Origin of the sequence: Paraburkholderia sp. BR14312 (assembly GCF_040948675.1) — a bacterium.
Taxonomy (GTDB): Bacteria; Pseudomonadota; Gammaproteobacteria; order Burkholderiales; family Burkholderiaceae; genus Paraburkholderia; species Paraburkholderia nodosa_A.
Genome location: NZ_JBFPKI010000003.1, coordinates 538,378 through 556,890 on the forward strand (window position 1 = coordinate 538,378; position 18,513 = coordinate 556,890).

Sequence of the window (18,513 nt, forward strand, 5' to 3'; positions counted from 1 at the left end):
ATGCCAGGCGCATTTTAAACCCGTTAAATCCTGTTTGCGCCGCACAATAAAAAAATTCACAAAAAGCCGCTTTATATGATCGGGCTCCGCGAGCACTGCACAACTCCGTCGCGCCGCTTCCCGGAGAAATTGCGCACAATGCCTGGAGGCTGGCGTCAAATGACTGGCTCGAACAACTAGTCTTACACTTTCATGCTGTGAGGAACCTGCCAATGACATTGCGACCAGCCCTTGCATCTGCACTTGTGAACCCTCCTCCGGCGCGCGGATCGCGCGCTTTTTCATGGGTGCCGGCCGCCACGCTCGTGCTTAGCGTCCTCGGCGTGCTGCTCCCGGTGCTGAGTTGTCGCGCCGCCGACGCGCCCGTTTGCAGGAGCGCGGCCAGCCGCATCGCAACAGACACAGGCGACGATCCCATCTCCGCCGATACACCCGGCAGCGACGGCACACGCCTCTTTCCCCGCGGCAAGAGCGTGCGTATCGATGTGACCACACGCGCGACGGGCGACGACAAGGTGCAATGGCAGATCACGGATACCTGGAGCCGCCCGCAAGCAAGCGGCAACTTCACGGTGGCAGCCGGCCCACGCGTCACGTCGCTCACCTGCACGCTGCCGCAGGCGGGCTACTTCGCGTTTTCGGCGTCGCTGGCTTCGCAGCCCTCTACGGGTTTGCCCCAGCGCGGCACCCGGCCGGCCGGAATCACCACGTTCGGCCTGCTGCCCGACGTGAGTGCAGCACTTCCCGCACCCACCTTCGCGCGCCAGGACCTGCACCGCTTCGGTGGCCAAGGCTCAGCATATATCGCGCCCGGACAGCACTGCTGCGGCGGTGATGGCCTGCGGCCGCTCTACACCGACCTCGGTTTGGCGTGGGCCAACGACAAGCGGGGCTGGTACGTCATGGAGCCCAAAGGTCCGAATACGTTCGACGCGGCCTCCCCCCAGCTCGATCTACAGTTCAAGCCCGGCGACATCATGCGGTTGATCACGCTCGACGGCTTTCCCGGGTGGGCGAGTCCGAACGGCGAAGAGACCCACAGCTACGTGCCTTCGTCCTTACCCCAGTTGCGCGAATACATGTCGCGCGTAGGCGCGGAGTCCGCGCGCATCCGGGCACGCGTCTTCCCGCGCCAGACGCACGACTACTATCAGGTCACGTGGGAGCCCGACAAGGACGGCGGACTGCCATGGAAAGATACGGACGCGCATTTCGTCGATCTCTACAAGACCGTCTATGAGGGCATACACGCCACCGACCCGGCGGCGATCGTGATGGGCCCGACCTATGCAGGCGTGCAGGGCAACACCGAGTGGCTCAAGAAGTTCGCACCGCTTGGGATTGCTAAATATCTCGATGGCGTGACGATCCACGGCTACTACGATTTCGGCACTAGCCCTTCGCATCCGCCGGAGCGTCTGTATGGCGCCCCCGAAAAAGGCACGCTTTCGCTACCCGAAGCCATGCGCGAACTGCGCACGACGATGCGCGACCTGCTCAAGCCGGGCGCCCCGCTCGTCGTGACCGAAACGGGTATTAGTTACGACATCGGTACGAATTACGCAGCGAACTATCCCGACGCACAAACGCTCTACGCGCAGGGCGCAGTCGTCGCGCGCTCGCATCTGATCCTCCTGGGCGAAGGCGCGGACACGACGTTCATCTTCTATGGCGCGGACATGCCAGAGACGACACCCGGCTACGGCGTGTTTTTCGAACTCGAGCATCCGAAGGGCATGTACGGCGCCTCGAACATCAGCCCGAAGCCGGCCGCGCTCGCGGTCGCGACCATGACGCGGCTGATCGACGGTACGTATACACTCGGGCCGTTGCGGGGCACGCCCGCAGGCGTTTACGCCTACGCGTTCGCGCGTCCGGGCGGCGGCAAGGTAATCACGGCGCTGTGGAGCCACGACAACGCGCGCTGGAGCGCGAAGGCCGGGTACGACGCGACGCGCGCGACGAACTACACGCTTCAGGTGGACGCGCGCGGGCGCTCGGGCAAGGTAAGCGTGTTCGACATGATGGGGAACCCGACCACCATGACTTACAACGACGGCATGCTCCCGCTGCGCCTGACCGAATCGCCTGTATACGTAGTGTCGGACAACGCCGAGATCGCCAGATCGAATGCCGTCACGCCCGCGGGCTATGTCGCGCCGAAGCCTTGAGGGCGAGGGCCAGGGCTCGCATCTTGGCCCACGATAGCGAGACTTAGGCGGCTCTGGACAGTGCAACGCGTTTTTGAGCCGCCTAGACTGCTCATGAACGTGCCGCGTGCTTCACACGCGCCGTGTGCGCAGCGACTGCGCTTCGGACCATCTAATCGAAACGACCGACACCCCGCGGATACGCTCGTCCATGCTGTCGCCTACAGAATTCCTGGAGGTGGTGCGGCTCGCACCGCTCATCGCGATGGACCTGATCGTCGCCGACGCCGACGGCCGCGTGCTTGTGGGCCAGCGTCGCAACCGCCCCGCACGCGGCACCTGGTTCGTTCCGGGCGGACGCATCCGCAAGGACGAACGGCTGGACGCTGCATTCACCCGCATCGTCGAAACGGAACTCGGCATTGCGAGCATGCAACGCTCCGCAGCTCGCTTCGTCGGCGTATACGAACACCACTATCCCGACAACTTCGCGGCGGAGAACGGCATCGGCACGCACTATGTGGTGCTTGCCTATGCGTTCATGCTGGATAGCACGGTACCCGTTGGGCGCTTCGACCAGCATAGCCAGTACGCTTGGCTCTGGCCCGAAGAGCTACTCACGCGCGCCGACGTGCACAACAATACGAAACAATATTTCTGTTGAAAACGGCCAACTGGCAGGCACACGCGCGTCTCATGCATGGTCCACGCGGCTTTCATCAAGCTCACGCCGCACGCTTGCATGTGCCCGCGGAGCCCGGTGCAACGCCGCGCCAGGACCGCTCCGCCTTGCCCACCATATCGAGCCATTCTGCCAAGTTCTCGGCATTTTCAGACTGCGACGTGCGTCAGCACCCCACGGGCCTATCATGAATCCCGAGAGCGTGATGTGACCGCATGTAACAGCCCCACTCAGCCGGAACAGGGCACGCGGCGCAAAAGCGCAACGTACTCCTGCGAATCCTTTCTGCGCGAGGAACCGGCCATGTACATCGACAGGGTGGTCTGCCGGCAAGCCGCTTTCCAGCCGCGCGGCGCTCACTTGAAGTTCGGACCCGTGGCCAAACGCATCGGCATCCTGGTTTTCGAGGGCTTCCCGCTCGGGGATGTGACCTTGCTCGCCGATGTGTTTCGTCTCGCGAACGATGCCTGCGCCGACACGCTTCCTGCTTATTCGATCGTCATGCTTTCCGAGCCTGGCGGCAACGTGGCCAGCGGCTGCGGCCTGCGGATATGGTCCGAGAGCCTGCATGGCCCGCTGCGCAGCGGCTTCGACACACTGTTTATCGCCGGCGGCCCTGGTGCGATGCAAGCGCGCGACAACGCGCGGCTCATCACGCGGCTGCAGATGCTCGCACCGAAAGTGCGCATCATCCGCGCACTCGGCGAGGGACGCGCCGTACTCGCCGCCGCCGATGTGCCCTTCCTGCGCACGGGCGGCAATACGGCAAGCTCGGCGCAGCGGCTACGCCGGGCGCTGGAAGCGCGCAACGCCGGCGCTTCTGTCGTGACGCCTTCCGAGGCGCTCGTCGCCGCGCTCAAGGTGGTCAAGCGCAATCACGGCGTGGCGCTCGCGCAGCGCGTCTCCGAGGACTCGATGCCGGGCTCGTGGGAGCGGCTCGGCCCCATGCTCGACGATGGCGAAGCGGACAGCGCGAACGGCAAGATCAGTTCGGCTGCGCACTGGCTGCGCGAGAACTACCATCAGCCGATTTCGGTGGCCGATGCGGCGCGCGTCGCGCAGATGAGCATGCGAAACTTCCTGCGCCACTTCAAGACGCAAACGGGACTCACGCCGTCCGAATATTTGCTGCGTACCCGGCTCGATGCCAGTTGCCTCCTGCTCGCGCAAACCAATCTTCCCATCGACGAGATCGCGCAACGCTGCGGCGTGCCGCGCGGCGAGCGTCTTGCGCGGATCTTCCGACGCAGGCTCTCGATTTCGCCATCGGGGTATCGCGCCGTGAACCGGCGGGCTTCGGGTGAGTGATCCCGGTCGCAATTCGATACATGTTTTACCGCTGCATACGCAAAACGCCGCGCTTACGCGCGGCGTCTTTTTCATTCGGCGTACTCAGCGTGTAATTTCGGCACGCCTCGTGTGCAACGTTACAGCATGCCGGAGCCGAAAATCTCCGTGTGGATACGCGAAGCATCGACGCCGCGGGCAATCAGCGCCTCGCGCTGTTCGCGCATGAATGCCACGGGGCCGCACAGGTAGTAATCGGCGTCGGGCAGCAACGCATCCGCTTCGATGCGGCCGATATCGATGCGCCCTTCGAAGTCGTAGTCAACGCCCTGGCGGTCGTTTGTACCGACTTCTTCGTAGAACACGGCACGCTTGACGTTCGGGTACTCGCAGACCGCGTGACGCAGAAAGTCGCGGAATGCGTGCACCTTCGCGTTACGGCATGCGTGCACGAAGGTCACCTTGCGCTCGCTACGCTCGGCGATCAGCGTGGAGAGCATCGACTTCATCGGCGTAATGCCCACACCGCCGCTCATCAGCACGACCGGCGACGTCTTCTTGCGATCGAGCGTGAACTCGCCCATCGGCGCGCTCACGTGCACCACCGCGCCTTCTTCCACGCCGTCATGCATGAGGTTCGATACGTGGCCCGGCTGCGCTTCGCCGCGGCCAGCCTCCCGCTTCACCGAGATGCGCAGCCATTTGCCGTGCGGCGCGTCCGAGAGGCTGTACTGACGCGGCTGGTCCACGCCGAGCTTGTCGACGAAGCGCGTGACGCTCACATACTGGCCCGGCTCGAAGCCGCCTGCCGATGCACCGTCGGCCGGCGCGAGATAGAACGAGGTGATCTCGTCGCTTTCGACTTGCTTGCGCATCACCTTGAACGGACGGAAGCCGCTCCACGAAGCCCCTTCGTACAGCTTCGCCTCGGTGCCGATCATGATGTTCGCGAGCTGCTCGTAGGCCACGGCCCAGGCGTCGAGTGTGGGCTGGTCCACGGCGTCGCCGAGCACGTCCACGACTGCGCCGAGCAGATGGCGGCCGACGATCGGATAGTGCTCCGGACGGATGTTCAGGCTCGCATGCTTGTGCGCGATGTGCGTGACCGCGCCGCCGAGCGCGCCCAGATTGTCAATGTTCGCCGCGTACGCGTACACCGCGCGGGCGAGCGTTTCGGGCTGGCTGCCGCTTTGCTGATGCGTCTGGTTGAAGATGTTCTTGAGCTCGGGGTGCGCGGCGAACATCCGCTTGTAGAAATGCTTGGTGATCGTGGCGCCGTGCTCGGCGAAAACAGGCGCAGTGGCCTTCACGCGGGCCATCTGGTCGGCGGTGAGCGCAGTCATTTACGGCTTCTCCGTGGTAAAGATGCACACACGATACATCTTTAATGCGACAGCCCGACCCAGGCATTTTGTCGCACCCAGCAATTTCCCGACTGCGGTCGCCCGGGACGCGCGGCGCATGGCCGTGGAGCCCGCTTCGGCGGGGTTTTTGCGGTGCGGGAAACAGTCTTTTTCGGACGATGGCGGTGCGGTTGGACGCTAGACGCCACCTCGGAGCGCACGTCGGCCGGACGGCGCCGCGCGCTCGCGCCCTTTTATGCCTTACTCGCGCTTGCCCGCGCCCCGGTCGTGCCGCCAGAGCACGTCGCTGCCGCCCGCGGCCCGGTTGAGCACGCGCGCGAGCACGAAGAGCAGGTCGGAGAGCCGGTTGACGTAGCGGCGAGGCGTATCGGCGAGCAGCGGACCCGAGTTCGCCGACGCGCCCACTGCGACCACCGCGCGCTCGGCGCGCCGGCACACGGTGCGGCACACGTGCGCGAGCGCCGCCGCCCGCGAGCCGCCGGGGAGAATGAATTCCTTGAGCGGCGACAGCGTGGCGTTGTAGTGCTCGAGCCAGCCATCGAGCCGCGCGAGGTGTTCGTCGGTCACGAGCGTGTGGCCCGGCATGCACAGCTCCCCGCCGAGATCGAACAGGTCGTGCTGGATTGCGACGAGCGCCCCGCGCACATCATCGGGGAGCGTTTCGCACAGCAACACGCCGATCTGCGAGTTCAGCTCATCGACGTCGCCGATCGCGACGATGCGCGCGTCGTCCTTGCGTACGCGGCTGCCGTCGCCGAGGCCGGTCGAACCGTCGTCGCCGGTGCGCGTTGCAATCTTGCTCAGGCGATTGCCCATCTGGTGCTCTCCAAAGCTGTAAATTCGCGCAGGTCGCGCATCACGCGCACCCGGCGCCGGGTACGGCGTCCACACCTGCCGGCCCCATTATAGGTTTCGTGCACTGCAGCATACGGAGCGCGGCTTTGCGGCGCGGATGTTCAGCGTAAAATGGTCTGAGCCAGAAGTCATACCCATACGAAGGAGACACCCGCGTGAATCACCCCGCGCCGCCGGCCCTCGCACGCCGCCCGTTCCCCGCCGAACTCCTCGATCAGCTGCGCAGCGCGTTCGGCGAACGCGTCTCCACCTCCGAAGCCGTACGCGCCCATCACGGCCGCGACGAATCGCCCTTCGATCCGCAACTGCCCGACGCCGTGGTGTTCGCGCAGAGCACCGAAGATATCCAGACCATCGTCAAGCTGTGCGCCGGTCACGGCGTGCCGATCATTCCCTATGGCAACGGCTCGTCGCTCGAGGGTCACTTGCTGGCCGTGCAGGGCGGCGTGTCGATCGACCTCTCGCAGATGAACCGCGTGCTCTCGATCAACGCCGAAGATCTCACCGTGACCGTCGAGCCCGGCATCTCGCGCAAGCAACTCAACGAAGCGCTGCGCGACACGGGTCTGTTCTTCCCGATCGATCCGGGCGCCGATGCGAGCATCGGCGGCATGACGGCCACGCGCGCCTCGGGCACCAACGCCGTGCGCTACGGCACGATGCGCGAGAACGTGCTCGGCCTGACCGCCGTGCTCGCCGACGGCCGCGTGGTCAAAACCGGCACGCGCGCACGCAAGTCGTCGGCGGGCTACGACCTCACACGCCTTTTCGTCGGCTCGGAAGGCACGCTCGGCGTGATCACCGAAATCACGGTGCGACTCTACCCGCAGCCCGAGGCAGTCTCGGCGGCGGTGTGCGCGTTCCCTTCGATGGCGGAGGCCGTGCGCACGGTGATCGAGACGATCCAGATCGGCGTGCCGATCGCGCGCGTGGAATTCATCGACTCGCTCGCGGTGCGCGCGATCAACAAGCATTCGAACCTCACGCTGCGCGAGAAGCACACGCTCTTCTTCGAATTTCACGGCACCGAGGCGGGCGTCGCGGAACAGGCGCAGCTCGTGCAAGAGCTTGCCGCGCAGCACGGTGGCGAAGGCTTCGAATGGGCCACGCGCCCCGAGGACCGCAGCCGCCTGTGGAACGCGCGCCACAACGCCTACTTCGCGATGCTGCAGCTCAAGCCCGGCTGCCGCGCCGTGACGACCGACGTATGCGTGCCGATCTCGCGCCTCGCCGAATGCGTGATCGAGACGGAAACCGACCTCAAGGCCTCGCCGCTGCCCTGCCCGATCGTCGGCCATGTGGGCGACGGCAATTTCCACGTGGCGATCCTGATCGACCCGAACAAGCCCGAGGAAATCGAGGAGGCCGAACGCCTGAATCACCGCATCGTGCAGCGTGCGATCGCGATGGACGGCACCTGCACGGGCGAACACGGCGTGGGCCTGCACAAGATGGATTTCCTCGTGGAAGAGCACGGCGCGGACACCATCGACACGATGCGCGCGATCAAGCACGCACTCGATCCGCACAACCTGATGAATCCGGGCAAGATCTTCAGCTGGGCGGTGTAACCGACAAGCGCTGAGAAGCGCACACATGCGCAACAGACGGGAGGAGACATGAACGCACCCGAGGCGAACTTGCCCGAGCTGAGCCCGGAAGCGCTCGCGCAACGCCAGCGCGAGGTAGTCCAGGCGTTGATGGCCGTGCTGCCGGCGCATTGCCTGCTGCATCGCGAGGAGGACACCGTCGCCTACGAGTGCGACGGCCTCGCCGCCTACCGGCGGCTGCCGCTCGCCGTGGCGCTGCCGGAGACCGAGTCGCAGGTGCAACGCATCGTGCAGATCTGCCGGCGCCTCGACGTGCCGGTCGTGCCGCGCGGCGCGGGCACCGGCCTCTCGGGCGGCGCCATGCCGATCCGGCATGGCATCGTGCTTTCGCTCGCGCGCTTCAAGCGCATTCTCGAAGTCGATTCCTATGCGCGCACGGCCACCGTGCAACCCGGCGTGCGCAATCTGGCCGTTTCCGAAGCGGCGGCGCCCTTCGGCCTTTACTACGCGCCAGACCCTTCGTCGCAGATCGCTTGCACGATAGGCGGCAACGTTTCGGAGAATTCCGGCGGCGTCCATTGCCTGAAGTACGGCCTCACGGTGCACAACGTGCTGCGGGTGCGCGCCGTCACGATGGACGGCGAGATCGTCGAATTCGGCTCGCTCGCGCCCGATGCGCCGGGCCTCGACCTGCTCGCGGTGATGATCGGCAGCGAAGGCATGTTCGCGATCGTGACCGAGGTGACCGTCAAACTGATTCCGCGCCCGCAAACCGCGCAGGTCATCATGGCGAGCTTCGACGACGTCGTGAAAGGCGGCGACGCCGTCGCGGGCATCATCGCCTCCGGCATCATTCCGGCGGGCCTGGAAATGATGGACAAGCCGGCCACGCGCGCGGTGGAGGAGTTCGTGAACGCGGGCTACGACCTCGACGCCGCCGCCATCCTGCTGTGCGAAGCCGACGGCACGCCCGAGGAAGTCGCCGACGAGATCGCGCGCACGACCACGGTGCTGCGCGAGCATGGCGCCACGCGCATCCAGATCTCGCGCACCGAGGAAGAACGCCTGCGCTTCTGGTCGGGCCGCAAGAATGCGTTTCCGGCCGCGGGCCGCATCTCGCCCGACTACTACTGCATGGACGGCACCGTGCCGCGCCGCGCGATCGGGCCGCTGCTCGCGCGCATCCACGAGATGGAAAAGCAGTATGGACTGCGCTGCATCAACGTGTTCCATGCCGGCGACGGCAACATGCACCCGCTCATTCTCTTCAACGGCAACGACCTCGACGAATGGCACCGCGCAGAGGCTTTCGGCTCGGACATTCTCGAGACCTGCGTCGAACTGGGTGGCACCGTGACGGGCGAGCACGGGGTGGGCATCGAGAAGATCAATTCGATGTGCGTGCAATTCTCGCCGCAGGAGCGCGACGCGTTTCATGCGGTGAAACATGCGTTCGACCCGGCCAGGCTGCTCAACCCCGACAAGGGGATCCCCACCCGGGCGCGCTGCGCCGAGTACGGACGCATGCATGTGCGCGGGAATCTGCTGCCACACCCCGAGTTGCCGCGCTTCTGACGGACGCGCAAACACGCACCCGGCACCGCGCAGTCTATGCATATCGCGTGACCCGAATGAGGGTCCGCTCCGGGTTGTCAGGCGGGGTTCGCTCAGTACAATCGAACGAACCATATAACGAACGAGCGCGACCATCACGACATGGAAGAGGACGACATCGTCTCGGACTGGTCCGAACGCATCCGGGCGGCGAGCGCCGATGGCCGGGCGCTGCGCATTCGCGGCGGGGGCACGAAGGACTGGTACGGCCAGTCGCTCGAAGGCGAGATTCTCGACACGCGCGCACACCGCGGCATCATCGCGTACGACCCGGCAGAACTGGTGATCACGGCGCGCGCCGGCACACCGCTTGCGGACATTGAAACGGCGCTTGCGGCCCACAGCCAGATGCTCGCGTTCGAGCCGCCGCACTTTGGCGCGCAGGCCACCCTGGGCGGCTGCATTGCCGCAGGCATTGCCGGGCCGCGGCGGGCGAGCGCGGGCGCACCGCGCGACTTCGTACTGGGCGCGGTGCTCATGAACGGCCACGGCGAGGTGCTGCATTTCGGCGGCCAGGTCGTGAAGAACGTGGCGGGCTACGACGTTTCGCGGCTCATGGCGGGCTCGCTCGGCACGCTCGGGCTGCTGCTGGAGCTTTCGGTGAAGGTGCTGCCGACGCCGCAAGCGGAAACCACGCTCAAGTTCGACATGAACGGCACGGACGCCGTGCGCAAGCTCAACGAATGGGGCGGCCGCCCGCTGCCGATGACGGCGAGCGCCTGGCGCAACGGCACGCTCGCGGTACGCCTCGCGGGCGCGGAAGCCGCTGTGAAGACGGCCCGCGCGAGCCTGGGCGGCGAAGTGGTGGACGCCGTGGAGGCCGAACGCTTCTGGGCGGGCCTGCGCGAGCAGACCGATCCGTTCTTTGCGTCGATTGCGCCCAACGCGGCGCTCTGGCGCCTCGCGCTGCCCTCGATCGCGGAGCCCCTGCAATTGCCCGGCGCGCAACTCATGGAATGGGGCGGCGCGCAGCGCTGGTGGATCACGGAAACCGACGCACAAACCGTGCGTATCAGCGCGAAGCAAGCCGGCGGTCACGCCACGATGTTCCGCACGGGACGCGACTACGATCGCAGCGCGGGCGTCTTCACGCCTTTGCCCGCGCCGCTCATGAGGATCCATCGCGGCCTGAAGGCCGCCTTCGACCCGGCCCGCATCTTCAATCGCGGCCGGCTGTATTCCGACTTCTGACGACACCCACACGCGGCGATGCAGACGAACCTCGCGGACTTCATACGCAACACCCCCGACGGCGACGAAGCCGACGCGATCCTGCGCAAGTGCGTGCATTGCGGCTTCTGCACCGCGACCTGCCCGACCTATCAGTTGCTCGGCGACGAGCTGGACGGCCCGCGCGGGCGCATCTATCTCATGAAGCAGATGGTGGAAGGCGCGCCGGTCACGAAGAGCACGCTCACGCACCTCGACCGCTGCCTCACATGCCGCAGTTGCGAGACCACCTGCCCTTCCGGCGTGCAGTACGGACGCCTCGTGGAAGTAGGCCGCAAGCATGCCGAACAGATGGTGAAGCGGCCGCTGCGCCAGCGCATCATGCGCCGCCTGCTCGCGGGCGTGCTGCCGCGCCGCGCCCTCTTCACGCCGGCGATGCGCCTCGGCCAGCAGGTGCGGCCGCTTCTGCCCAAGCGCCTGCGCGACAAGGTGCCCGTGCGCCAGCGCTCGCTCGCCTGGCCCACGGCGAAGCACGCACGCAAGATGCTGATGCTGCAAGGCTGCGTGCAGCCCTCGATGATGCCCAACATCAACATCGCGACCGCGCGCGTGCTGGATGCGCTCGGCATCGAAACCATCGTCGCGCCGCAATCGGGCTGCTGCGGCGCGATCCGCCTGCATATGGGCTACGCCGATGACGCGCTCGACGACGTGCGCGCGAACATCGACGCCTGGTGGCCGTACATCGAGCAAGGCGCGGAAGCGATCGTGATGAACGCCTCGGGCTGCGGTGCGACGGTGAAGGAATACGCGCACCTGCTGCGCGACGATCCGGCCTATGTGGAGAAGGCGCGCCGCGTGGTCGAACTCACCCGCGATCTCTCGGAATTGCTGCCCGCATTCGAGGAACAGCTCGTGGCCAACACGAGGCGCCGTAGCATCAAGACGGTAGCGTGGCATCCGCCCTGCACACTGCAGCATGGCCAGCAGTTGCGCGGCGGCGTGGAAAGGCTGCTCACCGCGCTCGGGCTCGATGTGCGGTTGCCGGCCGACAGCCATCTTTGCTGCGGCTCCGCGGGCACCTATTCGATCATGCAGCCGCGCCTTTCCTACACGCTGCGCAACCAGAAAGTGGACCGGCTGCAGGCGCTGGAGCCGCAATTGATCGTCTCCGCCAACATAGGCTGCATTACGCACCTGCAAAGCGGCACGGCAATTCCGGTCACGCACTGGATTGAGCTGGTCGAACATATGCTGGTGACGAATTGACTCCATCGGGAACAGAACCAGCGTAACGAGACGCGCGGCGCGCCAACAGTCGGCCATTCGGTATAGCCTTTCCGGCCAGTGTTTCGCGCCGTGCGCAGTCCGTATAATGGCCCTCGTTCTGTTCGTTTTGGATCCAAACAGCGGCGCGCGCCATTTCACGCGCCGGCGTTCAGCCCGATGACCGATCTCTCCCACAATCTCGAAGCTGTCCGCGAGCGCATCGCCGCCGCCGCCCGCAACGCCGGCCGAGACCCGCAAAGCGTCGAGCTGCTCGCGGTTTCGAAAACGTTTCCTGCGCAGGACGTGCGCGCCGCTCACGCTGTCGGCCAGCGCGCGTTCGGCGAAAACTACGTGCAGGAATCCGTGGACAAGATCGAGGCGCTCGCCGACTTGCGCGCGAGCATGGAATGGCATTTCATCGGGCCGCTCCAATCGAACAAGACACGCCCTGTAGCCGAGCGATTCGACTGGGTCCATTCGGTCGATCGTCTGAAGATTGCCGAACGCCTGTCGGCGCAACGTCCCGCCGGCATGGCGCCGCTCAACGTCTGCCTGCAGGTCAACGTGAGCGGCGAAGCCAGCAAGAGCGGCGTCACTCCGCAAGAAGCGCGGCAGGTCGCGCGCCAGATCGCCGCCCTGCCCAACCTGCGCCTGCGCGGGCTCATGTCGATTCCCGAGCCGGAAACCTCACTCGAGGGGCAACGCGCGCCGCACCGCCAGCTACGCGAGCTGTTCGAAGCGCTACGCGCAGATGGCCTCGCGCTCGACACGCTCTCCATGGGCATGTCGGCCGACCTCGAAGCCGCGGTGCTCGAAGGCGCGACGATCGTGCGCGTCGGCACCGCGATTTTCGGCGCGCGCGACTACTCTCACTGATTCACTGAACGATTCCATCACCATGAAAATTGCCTTCATCGGCGGCGGCAACATGGCCGCCGCACTCATCGGAGGTCTGATCCGCAAGGGCGTTCCCGCCGACAACCTCTACGCGATCGATCCGAACGAGGACGCCCGCAAGCGCAGCGCCGAGCAGTTCGGCGTGCGCACCGGCGCCGCCGCGGACGCCGCGCTCGCGTCGTACGACGCGGTTCTGATCGCCGTGAAGCCGCAAATCGCCAAGGCCGTGGCCGAAGGCATCGCACCGTACCTTGGTGCGCATCAGGTCGTCATCAGCATCATGGCCGGCATTCGCATCGACGATCTCTCGCGTTGGCTGAACGGCCACGCGCGCGTCGTGCGCACGATGCCGAACACGCCCGCGCTGATCGGCATGGGCGCAACCGGTCTTGTCGCGAGCAGCGGCGTGGACGCCGCGGGCCGCCAGCTCGCTGCGGATGTGCTCGGCGCAGTCGGCCAAACGGTCTGGTTCGACGACGAAGCGAAGATCGACGCGGTCACGGGCATTTCGGGCAGCGGACCGGCCTATGTGTTCTACTTCATCGAAGCGCTCGAAGAAGCGGCGCGCCAACTCGGCATGGACGAGCAGCAAGGCCGCGCGCTCGCCATCGCCACGTTCGCGGGTGCGGCGCAACTCGCGCTGCAATCGGACGAGCCGCCCGCCGTGCTGCGCGAGCGCGTGACTTCCAAGGGCGGCACGACCGCCGCCGCGCTGGCATCGTTCGACGCTTCGGGCGTGAAGGCCGCCATCGTCAAGGGCGCGCTCGCGGCCGATGCGCGCGCGAAGGAAATGGGCGAGGAATTCGGCAAGCAGTAAGCGCACCGCAGTCCAGATAGAAAAAGCGCCGGGTGCGTCATGCACCCGGCGCTTTTTTTCATCGATCTCGCCTCAGAGTCCCGCGACGGCGTAATGGGCAGCAATCCCGACGAACAGCACGCCGCCCAGCCAGTTGTTGTGGCGGAACGCGGCGAAGCACGGCATGCGTTCGCGGTTCTTGATGAGGGTGTAGTGATAAATGGCGCAGCCCACGGCGGCCGCCCAGCCGAGCCAGTAGAGCCAGCCGAAGCCCAGCGTCACGCCCACCCACACGTAAATGCCGAGCGTGGCCGCATAGCAGAGCATGATCGCGAGCACGTCGAAGCGGCCGAAAGTGAGCGCCGAGGTGCGAATGCCGATCTTGATGTCGTCGTCGCGATCGACCATCGCGTATTCGGTGTCGTAGGCCACGGACCAGAACACGTTCGCGGCCAGCATGATCCACGCGAGCGCCGGCACGTGGTCCTGCACGGCGGCAAATGCCATGGGAATGCCGAAGCCGAACGCGATGCCCAGATACGCCTGCGGAATCGCGAAAAAGCGCTTGGTGAACGGATACGACGCCGCTACGAACAGCGCCACGACCGAAAGCTGCTTCGTCAGCGCATTGAGCGGCAGGATCAACAGGAACGACACGAGCGCGAGTCCCGCGGCAATCGCCACCGCTTCCCAGGCGCGAATGCGGCCCGACGTGATGGGGCGTTCGGCCGTCCGTTTGACGTGGCGGTCGAAATCGCGGTCGGCGTAGTCGTTGATCGCGCAGCCCGCCGAGCGCATCAGCACGGTGCCGACCGTGAAGATGATCAGCAGCGAGAGGGGCGGATGGCCGTCCGAGGCGATCCACAGCGCGTTGAGCGTCGGCCACAGCAGCAGCAGGCTGCCGATCGGCTTGTCCATGCGGACGAGCCGCAAATAGAGCGGGAGTCGGGCGAACATGATCGGGGCGGGAAAAGCGATGCCGCTATTGTAGGCCAGGGCGGCGCGCCGTCGCCGCGAGCCGCGCCCGCGCAAAAACAAAGGCCCGCCGGACATCCGGCGGGCCTTTCATCGTGCTAATCGCGCTTCAGGCGCAGCGCCCGGGCGCCGCATCGGCATCAGGCCAGCAGCGAGCGCAGCATCCACGCGGTCTTTTCGTGCGTCTGCATGCGTTGCGTGAGCAGGTCGGCGGTCGGTTCGTCGTTGGCCGCTTCCGTCGACGGGAAGATCGCGCGCGCGGTGCGCACCACGGCTTCCTGGCCCTCCACCAGCTGGCGGATCATGTCTTCCGCGGCCGGCACCCCGTCCGCTTCGGGAATCGACGAGAGCTTCGCGAATTCCTTGTAGCTACCCGGCGCATGCACGCCCAGCGCACGAATACGCTCGGCGATGGCGTCGACAGCCAGCGCGAGTTCGTTGTACTGCCCTTCGAACATCAGGTGGAGCGTGTTGAACATCGGCCCCGTGACGTTCCAGTGAAAGTTGTGCGTCTTCAGATACAGCGTGTAGGTGTCCGCGAGCAGGCGCGAGAGACCCTCCGCGATCTTCTTGCGATCCTTGTCGCTGATGCCGATATTCACGTGCTGTACGGTTGCTTTTTTGGCCATGACGACTCCTTGTGTAGCAGTGAGACTACGCGTGTTTGACGATCCTGTTGTGCCCGCCTGCGCCTTAAAAAACTGGCGCGAGAGCGCTCGATCGGTCGTCAGTGTAGCCTGGAAATATCAGAAACCCGGCTCATCCGGCCCTACTGTGCAGCAACGCGCCCGGCTCGTTCAGTGCCCTGCCAGGTGCGCGAAGGCTTGCGTGGCGATCGCCACGAAGCCGCTCGCCACGATCGCAAAGCCCACCATCCGGCGCACGATCTGCGTGCCTTGCGCACGCGTGCGCGCCATCGCGGCCGCATTTCCCGGTCCCATCGTCTTGAGCGTCATCGTCATCGTTCGGGTCATGATCATGCTCCTGTGGTCGTCCCTCGAATTCCTGCTTCAGGCGCGGCTCGCTGTCTTGACGTTGTGACAACAAACCGCGCCTGCGTCCTTACTTCGCCAGCTTCGCGATCGCGTCGATCACGCCTTGCGCATACGCAGGATCGGCGCGGCGGAAGTGTTCGATCTGACGCTCCACGATCTGAGCCGGCACACCGTTGATATGCCGGGCGATGTTCGCGAAAAGCCGCTCGCGCTGGCCCGCATCGAACAGGCGGAACAACGCGCCCGGCTGGCTGTAGTAGTCATCGTCTTCGCGGTGATCGTAGTGATCGACCGCACCGGCCGCGAGCGGCGGCTCGCCCGCCTGCGGACGCTGCGCGAAGTCGCCGAAACGACTCGGTTCATAGTTCACGTTGTCGCCCAGGTTGCCGTCGGTGCGCATCGCGCCGTCGCGATGGAACGAGTGGAACGGGCAGCGCGGCGCATTCACCGGAATCTGGTGATGGTTCACACCGAGGCGATAGCGCTGCGTGTCGCCATACGAGAACAAACGCCCCTGCAGCAAGCGATCCGGCGAGAAGCCGATGCCCGGCACCACGTTCGCCGGCGTGAAAGCGGCCTGCTCGACATCGGCGAAATAATTCTCCGGATTACGGTTCAGCTCGATCGTGCCCACGTCGATCAGCGGATAGTCCTTGTGCGGCCAGATCTTCGTGATGTCGAACGGGTTGTACGGCACCTTCGCGGCATCGGCCTCGGGCATCACCTGAATGCGGAAATGCCACTTCGGGAAATTGCCCTTTTCGATTTCGTTGAAAAGATCGCGCTGCGCCGATTCGCGGTCCTGAGCAATCACCTGCGCGGCTTCGGCATCGCTGTAGTTCTCCACGCCCTGCGCCGACTTGAAGTGGAACTTCACATAGAAGCGCTCGTTGTTCGCGTTGATGAACGAGAACGTGTGCGAGCCGAAACCGTGCTGCTGGCGATAGTTCTTCGGAATTCCGCGATCGCTCATGAGGATCGTCACCTGATGCAGCGACTCCGGATGACGCGACCAGAAGTCCCACGCGGCCACGTTGTTGCGCATGTTGGTGCGCGGATCGCGCTTTTGCGTGTGGATGAAGTCCGGGAACTTGAGCGGATCGCGAATGAAGAACACCGGCGTGTTGTTGCCGACGATGTCCCAGTTGCCCTCTTCCGTGTAGAACTTGATCGAGAAGCCGCGCACGTCGCGCTCGGCGTCGGCCGCGCCGCGCTCGCCCGCCACGGTCGAAAAGCGGATGAAGAGCGGCGTTTCCTTGCCGACTTCGCCGAACACTTTCGCCTTCGTGTAGCGCGAAATATCGTGCGTGACCTTGAGCGTGCCGAACGCGCCCGAGCCCTTCGCGTGCACGCGGCGCTCGGGAATCACTTCGCGGTCGAAGTGCGCGAGCTTTTCGAGAAGCCACACGTCCTGGAGCATCACCGGGCCGCGCGGACCGGCGGTGAGCGAGTTCTGGTTGTCGACGACGGGTGCGCCGGCTGCCGAGGTGAGAGTACGGTCGGTCATGCTGGATTCCTTCCTTGCTTGCGTGTGTGTTCTGGAATTCGGTGAAATGTGCTTCGGGATGGCGCGAGGCCGTCAGGCGGACAGCGCGCGATCGACGAGCAGCGAGAACCACACGGTGCGAAGGCCAGAATGGGCGCGTGCCGAGGTGCTGGGGGTGTTCGGGGTGGTGGTTTGCATCGCTTCCTCCAGGGGTTTCCGGTTGAGATCGGTTAGAGGAAACTCTATCAACGACTATCGATATCTGTAATTTGATTTATTCAATCTATCAAATAGGCATTGATTATTAGGGTCGCAAGGAACGTAAGGCTGGGGATGGTGGCGCGGGCGGATGCCGCGCTCGAAAGGAAAACCGCCGCACAGCCCGAAAGCGCACGGCGCGAGATACGTCAGGCAGCCTCGGCAGGCGCCTCGATCTTCTTCACGCCGGGCAGCTCGCAGGCGTGAATGGCGTCGACGATCGCCTCGATCGCCGGCATGCGCGTGAAGCTCTTGCGCCACGCGAGCACCACGCGGCGGTCCGGCACGGGTTCGTCGAACGGCACGTAGGACAGCAGCCCGGAATCCACGCCGCCCGCGTGCGGCTTCACCTCGGTCACCGACATGCGCGGCAGCACGGTAATGCCCACGCCGCTCGCGACCATATGACGTATGGTCTCCAGAGACGAGCCTTCGAACGTCTTCTGGATGCCGTCGGCGTTCTGCGAGAAGCGCATCAGTTCGGGGCACACGCCCAGCACGTGGTCGCGGAAGCAATGACCGCTGCCGAGCAGCAGCATGGTTTCCTGCTTGAGGTCGTCCGGGTCGATCTTCGGGCGCTGTTCCCACGCGTGGCCCGACGGCAACGCCACGACGAACGGTTCGTCGTAGAGCGGGCGCAGCGTGAGGCCGGTTTCGGGGAACGGCAGCGCCATGATCGCCACGTCGATTTCGCCCTGCTTGAGCAGCTCGATGAGCTTGAGCGTGTAGTTCTCCTGCAGCATCAGCGGCATTTGCGGCACACGCTTGATCATCTGCTTGACGAGCGTGGGCAGCAGGTAGGGCCCGATCGTATAGATCACGCCAAGGCGCAGCGGCCCCACGAGCGGGTCCTTGCCCTGCTTGGCGATTTCCTTGATCGCGAGCGTCTGTTCTAGCACGCGCTGGGCTTGCGTGACGATCTGCTCGCCGATGGGCGTGACGCTCACCTCGCTCGTGCCGCGCTCGAAGATCTGCACGTTCAGTTCGTCTTCGAGTTTCTTGATGGCGACCGAAAGGGTCGGCTGGCTCACGAAGCAGGCTTCCGCGGCCCGTCCGAAGTGGCGCTCTCGAGCTACCGCGACAATGTATTTCAATTCAGTGAGCGTCATTCGGGGACCAATCAAAAAAGGTGAATCAATAGTTTGTAGTTATACACCTATGGCGG

General features: G+C 65.1%; 16 protein-coding genes. 9 read left to right on the forward strand and 7 right to left on the reverse strand.

Features of this window, described 5'->3' with window-relative positions; all coding sequences use genetic code 11:
- Nucleotides 1-245: 245 nt before the first annotated feature.
- From AB3X98_RS11660 to AB3X98_RS11670, 3 genes are all read left to right on the forward strand, one after another.
- Nucleotides 246-2,171 carry a hypothetical protein gene (locus tag AB3X98_RS11660; protein WP_368610248.1) on the forward strand — a complete coding sequence of 642 codons (1,926 nt, stop codon included), beginning with the start codon at nucleotides 246-248 and terminating at the stop codon, nucleotides 2,169-2,171.
- Nucleotides 2,172-2,361: 190 nt separating this feature from the next.
- Entirely contained in the window at nucleotides 2,362-2,814 is a 453-nt protein-coding gene (locus AB3X98_RS11665) for a GDP-mannose mannosyl hydrolase (protein ID WP_342947678.1), read from the forward strand.
- A 321-nt stretch (nucleotides 2,815-3,135) separates the two neighbouring features.
- Nucleotides 3,136-4,140, forward strand: a complete 1,005-nt coding sequence (locus tag AB3X98_RS11670; RefSeq protein ID WP_069267811.1) for a GlxA family transcriptional regulator — start codon at nucleotides 3,136-3,138, stop codon at nucleotides 4,138-4,140.
- Nucleotides 4,141-4,259: 119 nt separating this feature from the next.
- Here AB3X98_RS11670 and hmpA read toward each other — a convergent pair whose 3' ends face one another.
- Nucleotides 4,260-5,462, reverse strand: coding sequence for an NO-inducible flavohemoprotein (gene hmpA, locus AB3X98_RS11675; RefSeq protein ID WP_069267812.1), 1,203 nt, complete (start codon nucleotides 5,460-5,462; stop codon nucleotides 4,260-4,262).
- A 261-nt stretch (nucleotides 5,463-5,723) separates the two neighbouring features.
- A complete protein-coding gene (locus AB3X98_RS11680; RefSeq protein ID WP_368606753.1) occupies nucleotides 5,724-6,299 on the reverse strand; it encodes a cob(I)yrinic acid a,c-diamide adenosyltransferase in 576 nt (191 codons plus the stop codon).
- Nucleotides 6,300-6,493: 194 nt separating this feature from the next.
- Here AB3X98_RS11680 and AB3X98_RS11685 point away from each other — a divergent pair, with 194 nt between their 5' ends.
- From AB3X98_RS11685 to proC, 6 genes are all read left to right on the forward strand, one after another.
- Entirely contained in the window at nucleotides 6,494-7,909 is a 1,416-nt protein-coding gene (locus tag AB3X98_RS11685) for an FAD-binding oxidoreductase (RefSeq protein ID WP_368606754.1), read from the forward strand.
- A gap of 48 nt (nucleotides 7,910-7,957) precedes the next feature.
- Nucleotides 7,958-9,463 carry an FAD-linked oxidase C-terminal domain-containing protein gene (locus tag AB3X98_RS11690; protein ID WP_069267815.1) on the forward strand — a complete coding sequence of 502 codons (1,506 nt, stop codon included), beginning with the start codon at nucleotides 7,958-7,960 and terminating at the stop codon, nucleotides 9,461-9,463.
- A 141-nt stretch (nucleotides 9,464-9,604) separates the two neighbouring features.
- Nucleotides 9,605-10,693, forward strand: coding sequence for a glycolate oxidase subunit GlcE (gene glcE, locus AB3X98_RS11695; RefSeq protein ID WP_069267816.1), 1,089 nt, complete (start codon nucleotides 9,605-9,607; stop codon nucleotides 10,691-10,693).
- An 18-nt stretch (nucleotides 10,694-10,711) separates the two neighbouring features.
- On the forward strand, nucleotides 10,712-11,941 hold the full coding sequence (gene glcF / locus AB3X98_RS11700; protein WP_069267817.1) for a glycolate oxidase subunit GlcF: 1,230 nt from the start codon (nucleotides 10,712-10,714) through the stop codon (nucleotides 11,939-11,941).
- Nucleotides 11,942-12,118: 177 nt separating this feature from the next.
- On the forward strand, nucleotides 12,119-12,817 hold the full coding sequence (locus tag AB3X98_RS11705; RefSeq protein WP_368606755.1) for a YggS family pyridoxal phosphate-dependent enzyme: 699 nt from the start codon (nucleotides 12,119-12,121) through the stop codon (nucleotides 12,815-12,817).
- Between the two features lie 22 nt (nucleotides 12,818-12,839).
- Complete coding sequence (gene proC, locus AB3X98_RS11710) at nucleotides 12,840-13,655, forward strand: pyrroline-5-carboxylate reductase (protein WP_368606756.1); 816 nt, start codon at nucleotides 12,840-12,842, stop codon at nucleotides 13,653-13,655.
- Nucleotides 13,656-13,727: 72 nt separating this feature from the next.
- Here the strand turns inward: proC and ubiA are convergent, their stop codons facing one another.
- The 5 genes from ubiA to AB3X98_RS11735 all read right to left on the reverse strand — a co-directional run bounded on the left by ubiA (nucleotide 13,728) and on the right by AB3X98_RS11735 (nucleotide 18,457).
- Entirely contained in the window at nucleotides 13,728-14,591 is an 864-nt protein-coding gene (ubiA, locus tag AB3X98_RS11715) for a 4-hydroxybenzoate octaprenyltransferase (protein ID WP_069267836.1), read from the reverse strand.
- Nucleotides 14,592-14,749: 158 nt separating this feature from the next.
- Nucleotides 14,750-15,238, reverse strand: coding sequence for a Dps family protein (locus AB3X98_RS11720; protein WP_042262475.1), 489 nt, complete (start codon nucleotides 15,236-15,238; stop codon nucleotides 14,750-14,752).
- A 168-nt stretch (nucleotides 15,239-15,406) separates the two neighbouring features.
- Nucleotides 15,407-15,583 carry a hypothetical protein gene (locus AB3X98_RS11725; RefSeq protein WP_368606757.1) on the reverse strand — a complete coding sequence of 59 codons (177 nt, stop codon included), beginning with the start codon at nucleotides 15,581-15,583 and terminating at the stop codon, nucleotides 15,407-15,409.
- Between the two features lie 88 nt (nucleotides 15,584-15,671).
- Nucleotides 15,672-17,111 carry a catalase gene (locus tag AB3X98_RS11730; RefSeq protein ID WP_368606758.1) on the reverse strand — a complete coding sequence of 480 codons (1,440 nt, stop codon included), beginning with the start codon at nucleotides 17,109-17,111 and terminating at the stop codon, nucleotides 15,672-15,674.
- Nucleotides 17,112-17,497: 386 nt separating this feature from the next.
- Entirely contained in the window at nucleotides 17,498-18,457 is a 960-nt protein-coding gene (locus AB3X98_RS11735) for a hydrogen peroxide-inducible genes activator (RefSeq protein WP_069268466.1), read from the reverse strand.
- Nucleotides 18,458-18,513: the final 56 nt, after the last annotated feature.